Annotated in this window: 10 protein-coding genes; 4 read left to right on the top strand and 6 right to left on the bottom strand. The window is 61.6% G+C overall.

Annotated features, from left to right (window positions below; translation table 11 throughout):
• Window positions 1-4 precede the first annotated feature (4 nt).
• Window positions 5-1003: a GTP pyrophosphokinase gene (locus EL217_RS07590; protein WP_023017266.1), complete on the top strand. Its 999-nt coding sequence runs from the start codon at window positions 5-7 to the stop codon at window positions 1001-1003.
• Here EL217_RS07590 and EL217_RS07595 read toward each other — a convergent pair.
• The 4 genes from EL217_RS07595 to ilvA are packed head-to-tail and all read right to left on the bottom strand — an operon-like array spanning window position 1000 to window position 3537.
• The gene (locus tag EL217_RS07595; protein ID WP_005283779.1) at window positions 1000-1389 is read right to left on the bottom strand and encodes an RNA-binding S4 domain-containing protein; all 390 of its coding nucleotides are present in this window, start codon (window positions 1387-1389) and stop codon (window positions 1000-1002) included. The genes EL217_RS07590 and EL217_RS07595 overlap by 4 nt on opposite strands.
• A complete protein-coding gene (locus tag EL217_RS07600) occupies window positions 1389-1628 on the bottom strand; it encodes a hypothetical protein (protein WP_126319364.1) in 240 nt (79 codons plus the stop codon). The genes EL217_RS07595 and EL217_RS07600 overlap by 1 nt, the downstream gene beginning before the upstream one ends.
• On the bottom strand, window positions 1625-2269 hold the full coding sequence (locus EL217_RS07605) for a YigZ family protein (RefSeq protein ID WP_126319366.1): 645 nt from the start codon (window positions 2267-2269) through the stop codon (window positions 1625-1627). Before EL217_RS07605 ends, EL217_RS07600 begins: the two co-directional genes overlap by 4 nt.
• Entirely contained in the window at window positions 2269-3537 is a 1269-nt protein-coding gene (gene ilvA, locus EL217_RS07610) for a threonine ammonia-lyase IlvA (RefSeq protein WP_126319367.1), read from the bottom strand. The genes EL217_RS07605 and ilvA overlap by 1 nt, the downstream gene beginning before the upstream one ends.
• 122 nt (window positions 3538-3659) lie before the next feature.
• Between ilvA and EL217_RS07615 the strand changes: the two genes are divergently transcribed.
• Entirely contained in the window at window positions 3660-5549 is a 1890-nt protein-coding gene (locus EL217_RS07615) for a choice-of-anchor I family protein (RefSeq protein WP_126319369.1), read from the top strand.
• A 65-nt stretch (window positions 5550-5614) separates the two neighbouring features.
• On the top strand, window positions 5615-6094 hold the full coding sequence (locus tag EL217_RS07620; RefSeq protein ID WP_126319371.1) for a hypothetical protein: 480 nt from the start codon (window positions 5615-5617) through the stop codon (window positions 6092-6094).
• Between the two features lie 167 nt (window positions 6095-6261).
• Here the strand turns inward: EL217_RS07620 and dnaE are convergent, their stop codons facing one another.
• Complete coding sequence (dnaE, locus tag EL217_RS07625; RefSeq protein WP_126319373.1) at window positions 6262-9834, bottom strand: DNA polymerase III subunit alpha; 3573 nt, start codon at window positions 9832-9834, stop codon at window positions 6262-6264.
• 45 nt (window positions 9835-9879) lie between these two features.
• On the opposite strand from dnaE, the gene rarD reads away from it, so the two are divergent.
• Window positions 9880-10755 carry an EamA family transporter RarD gene (gene rarD, locus EL217_RS07630; RefSeq protein ID WP_126319375.1) on the top strand — a complete coding sequence of 292 codons (876 nt, stop codon included), beginning with the start codon at window positions 9880-9882 and terminating at the stop codon, window positions 10753-10755.
• 272 nt (window positions 10756-11027) lie between these two features.
• Here the strand turns inward: rarD and EL217_RS07635 are convergent, their stop codons facing one another.
• On the bottom strand, window positions 11028-12050 hold the full coding sequence (locus tag EL217_RS07635) for an HNH endonuclease signature motif containing protein (RefSeq protein WP_126319377.1): 1023 nt from the start codon (window positions 12048-12050) through the stop codon (window positions 11028-11030).
• Window positions 12051-12106 lie beyond the last annotated feature (56 nt).

Raw genomic sequence — 12106 nt, forward strand, 5'->3', positions numbered from 1 at the left:
CACCATGGCGGAAAGCAGGATGTCGCGGCTGAGCAATCAGTACCACGCCTGGACCCGCAGCCACCCCACGGCGGCGGAGGATTTTCGCACCGCCATCGAGGACCTGCTCAATGACGCCGGCATCATCTTTGACCGGGTATCGACGCGCGTCAAGGCCTGGTCTTCACTCAAGCGCAAGGCCAAGAAGCGGGGCGAGGGCGGCGATTTCATCTACCCCACCCCGTGGGACGATATCCACGATGTCATGGGCGTGCGCGTCACCTTGTACCACTCCACCACCATTCCCAATGCGCTAGACGTGCTGGGCGAATCTTTCAAGGTCGTGCGCTCTGTGGATAAGGCGGCCGAGACCCGCATTTCCGGTGGCTTTGGCTACGGTTCCCACCACCTGGTGCTCACCGTGACGGATGATAGCGCGGCGGCCATGGAGGAGCTCGCCGATTTTGTGGGTTGGACCTTTGAGGTGCAAATCCGCACCGTGCTGCAGCACGCGTGGGCGGAATTCGAGCACGATATCCGCTATAAGCAGGGCCCTACCCCGCCCTCGCCCGAGGTCGACCGCCTATTTACGCTGGCCGCCGGCCTCATCGAATTAGCCGATCAGCAATTCGACGAGATCGCCGCGCTCAAGGCCCCGCGCACGGAGGCGGACACGGATGTGGAGCTTACTCCGGAAACCCTGCCTGGCGTCCTGGCCATCATTTTGGGCAACCGCTTCCCACTTTCGCGTTCGGAGCACTACCGCTTCCTCGCGGAAATCTTGGAGGAAAACGATATCCGGTCCTTGGACCAGCTCGAGCAGCTGCTTGACGATGACGCCATTGCCCACGTCCACGACACCATGCGCTACCGCTTTCGGCCCGGCCAAGTGCGCCTTATCGATGATCTGCTGCTCAATAAGTTTGGCAAGCAGCACATCGAGGCAACCGCTGAATCCGGCGACCGCGCCGGCCGCCGGCGCCGCCTGAACGCGCGCCTTAAGGCGCTGCGCGCCAACTCCTAGCGGAACCCGCCGCGGAATTTTTCCATATCACGGCGCTCCTTCTTCGTCGGCCGGCCCGCGCCGCGGGGGCGCACCGGTACGGATGGCATGAACTCCTTGGGCGGCGGCGGGGGCGCGTGATCGGTATAGCAGGTGCGCGCCACCGGCGCGCCCACGCGCTTGGCGACGGTAGCCAGCACTTCCAAATCGTGCTCGTGGTGGTTGCGCCACACGCGCACCCTATCGCCTGGCACGACTTGTTGCGCGGGTTTGACCGCTTCACCGTTGATTTTCACGTGTCCAGCGCGCACCGCGGTGGCCGCGGCGGATCGGGTTTTGAACATGCGCACCGCCCATACCCAAGCATCAATGCGGACGGGACGGCCGCTTGGCTGCGGGGTAGGCATTAATAATTATTGTGGTTCTCGTTGACGATTTTGCGGATCTTCAACCAGTTATATCCGCCACCCACCACGGCGATGATAAGGCCCAAAACCATCCAAGCGGCAAAATTTGCAGAAAGCACACCTAGAACGACTCCTGCGCCGAGGCCACCGGCAACGGAAATAACGGCGTTGCGGGAGTGCTTGCGCACCTGCTGCTTGCGCTGCGCAATGGGGTTATTCGGTCGCTGCTGCATAGTCATGACCCAGATCCTACCTCAACCCAGGCAGAACCTGCTTCGCGCGCGCTGATTTCACCTTGGGAAAGCGCGGCGAGCATCGCCTGGAGCGCATCGAGCCCACCCGGGCGCACGGCGACGGTAAAGGTTACGGCTGCACCGTACTCGGTATCGGTGATATCGATGCCGCGCCCGCGCAAATCCGCTTCGAGGCGCCCGGCCGTGGCGTGCGGGCATTCCACCGTATAAAGCTCCCGGCGCGCCCTGGTGACCGCCTCGACCTTCTCCATGGCCTCGCTGACCGCCCCGCCATAGGCATGCACGAGGCCGCCCGCACCCAGCTTGATGCCGCCGAAGTAGCGCACGACCACCGCGCAAATATCGAGCATTCCAGAGCCGTTCACCACATCCAACATGGGCTTTCCAGCGGTCCCGGAAGGCTCGCCATCATCGGAGGAACGCTCCACTGGGTTCGCGTCGTCGACGTGGTAGACATAGGCGGAGCAATGGTGGCGGGCATCGGGAAAGCGCTGGCGGGCGGCATCGATAAACGCCCGTGCTTCTTCCTCGTTTGTGACCCGGCCGATCAGGGTGATAAACCGCGAGCGCTTGATCTCAATTTCGTGCTCCACCTGGCCGGTGGGGCGCCGATAGGTATCGCGCATTAGGCCACCAGGAAATCGTACTCGGGGGTATTCGGCTGCAGGTGCTGCACCGAAATCTTGGATTCGGCCATCCGCTCCTTCAGCCCTGCCAGGTCTTCGGCGCGGCTAAGCTGAATGCCCACCAGCGCGGCACCGGTCTCGCGGTTATTGCGCTTGAGGTACTCGAAGAGCGTGATGTCATCGCTGGGCCCCAGGATTTCAGACAAGAAGTGGCGCAGCTGGCCCGGTTCCTGCGGGAAATTGACCAAGAAGTAGTGCTTCAGGCCGCGGTGCACCAGCGAGCGCTCCATGATTTCAGCGTAGCGCAGCACGTCATTATTTCCCCCAGAAATCACGCAGACCACCGTCGAACCCGGCTCCAGCGGCACACGCTGCAGCCCAGCCACGGACAGCGCACCGGCGGGCTCGGCGATAATGCCCTCATTCTGGTACAGGTTGAGCAGGTCCGTACACACCGCCCCCTCAGAGACCGCGTCCCAGTGCAGGCGCGATTGGTTGGCCTCCAAAATCTCATACGGCAGCGCGCCCAGGCGCTTGACCGCCGCGCCATCGACGAACGGATCCACGCTCTCTAGTGCCACCGGCCCGCCGTTGCGGAAGGCTGCTCTTAGCGATGCCGCCCCTTCCGGCTCCACCCCCACCACCTTCGCGTGCGGTGCCATATCCGCCAAATAGGAGGTGATGCCAGAAATCAGCCCGCCGCCGCCGACGGGCACAACGATGGTATCGACCGAGGCACCCTTGGCCGAAAGCTGCGCCAAGACCTCAGCGGCGACAGTGCCCTGGCCAATGATCGTATCGCGGGCATCGAAGGGCTCGATGAAGGTGGCGTGGCGCTCGGCGGCATCGGCATGCGCGGCGGCCGCGGCCTCGTCAAAGTTGGCACCCACGACGACGAGCTCCACCTGGTTGCCGCCGTGCACGTGGATGCGGTCGCGCTTTTGCATGGGCGTGGGCTCCGGGACGAAAATCTTGCCCGGAATCCCCATGGTGCGGCACGCATAGGCCACGCCTTGTGCATGGTTGCCAGCCGATGCCGTCACGATGCCCCGCTCCCGCTCCTCCTGCGACAGGCTGGAGATGCTATTGAGCGCGCCGCGTATCTTATACGAGCGCACGTCCTGGAGATCCTCGCGCTTTAAATAGACCTCACAGCCCGTTTCCGCAGAAAGCCGGGGGCAATACTGCAGCGGCGTCGGCGCGATTTCAGAGCTGATGCGTGCCTGTGCCTGCTGGATATCGGATGCGTGGATGGTCGATTCAGTCATGATTGCAGAGTCTACTCGCCCTACCTAGTGTTCGACCGATTCACCTAGATTTCATTCCGGTGTAGCGCGCCTGTTACGTGGGCCCGAGACAATGGAGTGCTCAACAAGAAAGGACTCTCTCTATGTTTAAGCGCACCTCCATCGGCGTGGCTGCCTGCCTTGCGCTCAGCTGCGCCCCGGCCGCAAACGCGCATATCGTCGATAATGTTTTGGAACGCTCCGCCGACGATGCTGCGGTAAAGCTCAGCCCCATTGGCTCCTATGAAGCTGGGGTCATGGGCAAATCAGCAGCGGAAATCGTGGCCTACCACGCCGCCTCCCAGCGCATTCTCACGGTGAACGCGCAATCGGGCAAGGTGGATATCCTGGATGCTTCCGATCCCGCCAACCCCACCAAGGTTGCCGAGGTCTCCGCCGGCGGCGATAAGGAAATCAACTCCGTGGCCGTGCGCCCCGATGGCCTCGCCATCGCCGCCGTGCAGCAGGCAGACAAAACCGAAAACGGCGAGGCCCTGATTTTCAATGCCGCCTCCGGCGACGAGCTCGGCCGCGTCCCGCTCGGCGCGCTGCCGGATAACGTGCACATCACAAAAGACGGTGCCTACGCCTTGGCCGCGAATGAGGGAGAACCCTCCGATGAGCTCACCGCCGACGGCACCGAATACGCAAAAGATCCAGAAGGCACCGTGTCTGTCATTTCCCTGCCAGACGGCGTCCAGGCCCCCTCCGCTGCGGATGTTCGCACCGCCGATTTCCGCGCCTTCGATGACCCGGCTGCAGAACTTGACCCGTCCATTCGCGTCTTCGGCCCAGAAAACCACCACAATAAGCCTTCGCTCGGCTTCGAGCCGGAGTATATTTCCTCCGCTGATGGCAAGGCGTATGTCACCTTGCAAGAAAACAACGCCATCGCCGTGGTCGATATCGCCTCCGCCACCGTAGAAAAGGTGCTGCCCGCCCACATCGCGGATCACTCGGTTATCCCCCTCGATCCCTCCAATAAGGACGGCGAGGCAAAACTGCGCACGATCCCTGTGCATGGCCTGTCCATGCCGGATTCGATCGGCGCCTTCCAGACCAACGGCCAGACCTACTTCGCAACCGCCAATGAGGGCGATGCCCGCGACTGGGGCGGCTACACCGATGAGGTCAAACTGAAAGAGCTCGTTGAAGAGGGCCAGGTTTGTGATTCCGTCGACCTTCCAGAAGGCATCGAGGACAAGAAATACGCCGGTAACCTCAAGTTAAGCAATGCCTCTGGGTGGAATGAGGAAAAGGGCTGCTTCGATGGCCTGTATTCCTTCGGGTCCCGCTCCTTTAGCATTTACGATGCCGAGGGCAACGTCGTCTTCGATTCCGGTTCCGACTTCGAGGAAATCACCAAGGACATCGAGGGACTTAGCTTCAATGCCGATAACGAAGACCCCGACTTCGACGATCGCTCCAATAATAAAGGCCCCGAACCGGAGGCCCTGACGATTGGATCAGTTGGCGATCGCACCTATGCCTTCATCGGCATGGAGCGCGTGGGCGGCATCTTTGTCTATGACGTCACCGACCCCGCTCAAGCCGAGTTCGTCACCTACACCAATAACCGCGATTTCACCGTGGACTACGACGAAGACAATGTCGCCGCCACCAGCTTGGCCGGCGACTTGGGCCCAGAGGGATTGGCGTTCATTAGCAAGGAAGACTCGCCTACTGCCGATGCCCTCCTTATCGCCGGCAACGAGGTATCCGGCACTACCACGGTCTTCTCCGTCGCCGATCTCGTGGGCGGCTCCCAGGATGAAAGCGACGACGCCGACTCCGATGAAAATGACGACGATACTCCCGGGACGTCGCTACCTGATGACGGTTCCGGCAGCAGCTTCATCGGGAAAGGTATCGGGATTATCGCCGGTGTCATTGCCCTCGGCGCCATGTTGAGCGGGGTGTTGCACTTCATGCCGCAGGTGGCGGATCAATTTTATAAGATGCTTCCTGAACCCATCCGGCAATTACTTCCATAGATTTTTAGCCTTAAAGCTGCTACGTTTTAACAAGCTAAAATCTGAACTTTAAGGAGCCTTTCCCTATGCGTAAACGACTCAGCACCTCTCTCGTCGCTGCCACCGCTGTGGCGGCGGGCCTTGTCACCCCGGCTGTTGCTTCCGCAGATGAGACCGGCAAGGGGCTCAGCGCTGAATGCAAGGCCCAAGTAGAAGCTGCCAAGCAAGAGCACCTCAAGAACATCGAAGAGGGCAAGGGCGGAGTCAACCTGTCCAACCCAAATAAGTTCCTCGAGGGCTTGGTCAATGGCTACGGCACCGCCGGCATGCCGAAGCAGCCAGATTGCGTGACTAAAGAGGCACAGCAACAGCAGCTCGATAGCTTGACCAAGCTTGGCTCCTCCGAGGAAACTGCAGAAAAGTTCCTGAAGGTCTCGCAGTGGACCGCCGTCATCGCCGGCGCCGTCGCTGCGATTCTGCAGACCTACGCCGCCATCGCCAAGTTCAACCCGGCAGTCCTCGAACCGCTGAAGGCTGCGCTTGACCGCTTGGGAATTAAGTACTAATCCCCGATTTCTTAAAAAATGGCCGCCGTTGCATGTGCACGGCGGCCATTTCTTTATGCCCAGCCTTTCGCGGAGGTGTCCTAGCGGCTTCGCCCGAGGCCCGTCGCCACCTCAATCCCTGTTCGCCTCAGAAAGAGGGAGCGCAGGGACGAGGCAGGCAAATTCTACTAGCCCAAAATGCCAGCGCCCATGGTGGCCTTCAGATCCCCCATGAGGTTGCCGGATCGTTGCACGCGGAGGTGCTCGCCTAGGACCATCGTGGTGGTTTGATCGCCTTCGACAAGCTCGAGGTAAACATCGGAATCACCGTGGTTTTTGACCAAAACTTGCTTGAGCCGGGCGATATTTTCCATCGTGCACTGGTCCGTGCGCATGGTCAGGCGAAGCGGCAGGCTCGCACCCCCGCCGGGGCCCAGCTCGGGGACGCGAATATCGGAACAAAACAGCGACCGGCGCTCATCGCGCACCTTGACGTTGACGCGCGCCAAGATAATGTTGTCCTCCACAATATGCGGCGCTGCCAGCGAATAGACCTTATTGAATACCAAGATCTCTACCTGCGCGCCGTTGTGGTCTTCTACCGTGACAATCGCCCACGGGGAACCATCGCGCTTAGAAAAGCGCCGGTCCACGCCGGAAATGATGCCGCCGATGATGAGTTCTTGGCCATTGTGTACCTCATCGTTGAGGATCTTGGTCAGCGGAGTATTGGTCTGCGCAGCTAGGGCCTCTTCGAAACCATCGAGTGGGTGGCCAGAAACGTAGAGGCCCAGCATCTCTCGCTCGAGTGCCAACTCGTGCTTGCGATCCCACGAGTCGTCCGGCACATCAATGGCAAAGGCGCCCTCCGAGGAGGCGTCGTCGCCACCGCCGAAGCCGGCAAAGAGGTCGAATTGCCCCTTATCCGCCGCTTTCTTGGTGGTTTGCACGGCATCCACGGCGTCCTCGTGAATAAGCATCAGCCCCTTGCGCGGCTGCTGGAAATCATCAAAGGCGCCGGCCTTAATCAGCGCCTCGGTCACGCGCTTGGAACACGCCGCAAGGTCGATCTTGTCGAGGTAATCGCTAAAGGAGTTAAACGCCCCCTTTGCCTTGCGCGAGGCAATGATGGATTCGACCACTTCAGAGCCCACGTTGCGGATAGCGCCCATGCCGAAGCGAATATCCTCGCCCACAGCTTGGAAGTCCTCCTCGGACTCATTGACCGAAGGCGGCAAGACGTTAATGCCCAAGTGGCGGCAGTCCGACAAGTAGATGGCGGACTTATCCTTCTTATCGCCCACAGAGGTCAACAGCGCTGCCATGTATTCCGGCGCGTAGTAGGCCTTGAGGTAGGCAGTCCAGAACGAGACCAACCCGTAGCCCGCGGCGTGGGACTTGTTAAACGCGTACGACGCGAAGGGCTCGATGGTCCCCCACAGGGCATCCATGGCGGATTTTGAGTAGCCATTTTCTTGCATGCCGCCCCAGAATTTATCGTATTGCTGGGCCAGGACCTCGGGCTTTTTCTTACCCATCGCCTTACGGAAGCCGTCCGCCTCACCGGCGGTGTAATTCGCTACCTTCTGCGAGATACGCATGATCTGCTCCTGGTAGACGATAAGACCGTACGTCTCATCCAGGATTTCCTTCAGCGGCTCCTCGAGCTCAGGGTGGATCGGGGTAATTTCCTTGCGCCCGTTCTTGCGGTCGGCATAATCCCAGTGGGCGTTGACACCCATCGGGCCAGGGCGGTACAGGGCCAAGGAGGCCACGATGTCTTTGAATCCGGTAGGCTTCATGCGCTTGAGCAGCTCCTGCATTCCGCCGGAGTCCAGCTGGAACACGCCCAAGGTATCCCCGCGCGAGAGCAGGTCATAGACCTTGGAGACCTTGGGGTCATCGGCATGCAGCTGCTCGAGCTGTACTTCTTCGCCGCGGTTGCGCTTGATGTTTTCGATGGCATCGCCAATAACGGTGAGGTTGCGCAGGCCCAGAAAGTCCATCTTCAACAGGCCAATGGCCTCGCAGGCGGGGTAATCCCAGCCGGTGATATAGGCGCCATCGGCAGGCCGCTTCCACATCGGGATGTGGTCCATCAACCGCACGGAGGCCATAATCACCGCGCAGGCGTGCACGCCAGCCTGGCGAACAACCCCCTCCAAGCCGCGCGCGGTGTCATAAATCTTTTTCACATCCGGGTCGGTTTCCACCATCTGGCGGACCTCGGCGGCCTCGGAATAGCGCTCGTGGTCGGGGTCAGTAATGCCCCGCAGCGGAATGTCCTTCGCCATAATCGCCGGGGGCAGCGCGCCATTGATGCGGTCCGCCATCTGGAAGCCGGGCTGACCAAAGTGCACCTTGGCGGAGTCCTTGATGGCCTGCTTGGTTTTCACCGTGCCGAAGGTAATGACCTGGGCTACCTTATCCTCGCCCCAGCGCTCGGCGGCGTAGGTAATCATCTCGCCGCGGCGGCGATCGTCGAAGTCGATATCGATATCGGGCGCGGACGGGCGCTCGGGGTTCAAAAAGCGCTCGAAGAGCAGGTCGTGTTCCAGCGGATCAATATTGGTAATGGTCAGCGCGTAGGCCACGAGCGCACCCGCCGCAGAACCACGGCCGGGCCCCACGCGGATGCCCACCGAACGCGCATACTTAATAAGCTCCGCCACGATGAGGAAGTAGGACGGGTAGCCCTTCATCTCAATCACGGAAATCTCGTACTTGGCGCGCTCGATATACTCCTCCGGCACATCGCGCCCGGGGAACCGCTGCTGCAGCCCCTCCATCACCTCGTGGGTCAGCCAGGAGGTGGGGGTGTGGCCCTCGGGGACATCGGCAATGGGCATGCGGTCGTGGGTGTGTTCCTCCCACACCTCGCTGTAGTCTTGCACGCGCTCGGCAATCCACAGGGTATTATCGCAGCCATCCGGAATCAGGTCATCCCAGGTATCGCGCATCTGCGCGGCGGACTTGATGTAGTAGCCGGTACCGCCGAACTTGAAGCGGTCCGGGTCCATGAACGTCTTGCCGGTCTGCACGCACAGCATGGCCTCGTGCGCCGGCGCCTGGGATTCCAGCACGTAGTGGCAGTCATTGGTCACCAGCGGCGGCAGGTCCAGCTTCCGGCCGATTTCGAGCAGCCCATCGCGCGTGCGCTTTTCGATGTCCAGCCCATGGTCCATCAACTCCAAGAAGAAGTTGTCCTTGCCATAGATGTCTTGCCACATCGCCGCAGCCTCGAGGGCTTCGTTGAATTGGCCGAGGCGCAGGCGGGTCTGCACATCGCCAGATGGACAGCCGGTGGTGGCGATGATGCCATCGGCATGCTCGGCGATGAGCTCTGCATCCATGCGCGGCCACTTGCCCAGCTGGCCTTCGTAGGAGGCGAGCGAGGACAAGGTGAACAGGTTGCGCAGCCCGGTGGCGTTTTCCGCGATCATCGTCTGGTGCAAGTACGCGCCCGAGGCGGAGACATCGTCGCGCTTTTGGTCCGGGGTGCCCCACAGCACGCGCTTTTTATTAAAGCGCGATTCCGGGGCCATGTAGGCCTCGATGCCGATGATGGGTTTGACCCCGGCGCTGGTCATGCGCTTGTAAAAGGCGTCGGATCCATACATATTGCCGTGGTCTGTCATGCCCACGGCGGGCATGTTTTGCTTGACCACCTCATCAGCCAACATATCGACCTTGGCCATGCCGTCCAGCATGGAGAACTCGGTATGGTTATGCAGGTGGACGAAGGAGGAGTTTTTGGCCATGCGGTCATCTTAGCGGGGCGGTCAAGATGACGATATTATGCGGTGATGATCTACACGCTCGCCGCATACATCATGTGGGGGTTCTTCCCCGCGTTCTTCCCGCTCCTGCTGCCGGCCACGCCGCTGGAAATCCTCGCCCACCGCGTGTTGTGGACCGCGGTTATCGTCACGGCGTTTTTAATATTCAGCGGCGGCTGGCGCGAATTGGTGCCCATGGACAAGCGCACGTGGGGCTGGCTTGCCGCCGGGGGCGTATTTATCACGGTCAACTGGGGCACCTATGTGCTGGCGATTAATACCGATCACGTGGCCGATGCCGCTTTAGGCTATTTCATCAATCCCCTGGTATCGGTGGCGCTCGGCATGATCTTCTTAAAGGAGCAGCTGCGCCCATGGCAGGCGACCGCCGTCGCCGTGGCGGCGATCGCGGTGCTGTATCTGACCTTCTTTACCGGCCAAGCGCCGTATATCTCGCTGCTGTTGGCGGCATCGTTTGGCATCTACGGGCTCATCAAGAAGCAGGTGCGGGTATCGGCAGCGGTCTCGGTCGCGGCGGAGTCTTTGGTGGTCTCCCCCATTGCCATTGCCTATATCGTGTGGATCGAGCAGGCCGGCCGCGGCACGTTCAGTTCGGATGGCACGCCACACATGCTGCTATTAATCAGCGCCGGCCTAATTACCGCGTTGCCACTATTGTGCTTCGCCCAAGGCGCGCGGACGCTGCGCTTGTCGACGATCGGCATGCTCCAATACCTCACCCCCATCATGCAGATGCTATGGGCGCTCTTTGTCACCCAAGAGCACTTTTCCGCGCACCGGTGGATTGGCTTCACCATCATCGGCGTGGCGGTCAGCATCTACATTGCGGATCTCATTCGCGTTCGCCAAAGCGCGCCGCGCAAGAGTGCGCGGCGCGGGTAGGCGGCCCACAGGAGTGCGCGGCACGGGAGAAGGGTGCCAGAGCGCTGCACGCAAGAATGCGCGGCGCAGGTTAGCGGCGCCCAGAAGTTCGCGGCGCGGGTAAGCGGCACGCAAGAGTCCGCGGCGAGGGGGAATGCGAAATGGTTGCGTGCGCAGGAAAACGGTACGCAGGAATGTCCTGCGTGAAAAGGGGTTCGCGAGAGTGTGCGGCACGGGAAAACGGCCCGTAATGGTCGCCGCTGAGGGGGCGGGCCTTGGGCTCAAAGCTGTGGCTATCTGGGCCCGGTATCAACGAGGTCCGGCGGTGGCGGCTGCCAGGGTTTAATCCACCGCACGCCGCCGTGTACGCGCTCGAAGCGGCCATTGCGGGGGCGGGCGGCGCGGTCGTCGTCATTGCGGCCGTTGTGATGCGGGCACGCTACGGTGAGGTTCTTGGCATTGGTCCAGCCGCCGCCGGCCCAGCTATAGATGTGGTGCACCTGGCACTCATCGGCTGGGCGGTGGCACCCGCGCGCCGGGCAGATGGGGTTTTCGGCGGCGGCCATCATAAATTGCTTCCACGTTGCCCCGCGCCGCATGCGGTACAGGTTCACCGGCCCCTCCACGGGGTGGATAAGGGTGATAAAGCCTTCCTCCGCCATCGCGCGCTGGGCCAGCTCAGCGCCGCTTATCTGCGCGCCGTTGGTCATGGTGACCGTCACATCTTTATCACCCTGCACAACGGCGCTTAGCTTATCCAGCGGGATTACCACGTTGGTGCGCACGGTGGAGGTGGAGGCGCCGGAGTGGAAGAGGGCGGCGACATCGGCAAGCGTGCCTGCCTGGTTATGCAGCTCCGCGACGAGGCTGGAGCTACCCGTAATCGTCAGCGTCCACGGTTTGCCCGCGGCGCGGCGGCGCAGCCTCACCCCGGGTTTGGGCTCGCGCGGCGGGCGCAGCGCGCGCACCTTCTTGCGGGCGAGCTTGTCCATCGCCTGGGTATCGGCTGATACCTGGGCAAGCTCCGCGCGCAGGGCCCAGGCCCGGGCTTGGGTGGGCGCGCGGCGGGCGTGCTTTTCGATGACCTCCAGCGTCGGCAGCGAATGCCCATTGCGGCGCGCCCCCTCGACCGCCCGGCGCTGGCGGCGCGTAAAGCTGGTCGGCCCGAAATAAATCTGGGCAAGGTGGGCTATCGACGCGGCGGCGGCATCCGGCATGCCGGCGGCCGTCAGCTCGGAGGCGGGCATATCGGCGGCCTCGGCGAGGATATCCATCGCCGAGTTTAAAGCCGCAATATATGCCCGAATGTGTTCCATGTCCCCGATGCTAAGCCGCCACCCCCACACCCCGCGCGGCGAAGCGTTCAGGATGG

This window comes from Corynebacterium segmentosum (assembly GCF_900637825.1).
In the GTDB taxonomy this organism is placed as follows: Bacteria; Actinomycetota; Actinomycetes; order Mycobacteriales; family Mycobacteriaceae; genus Corynebacterium; species Corynebacterium accolens.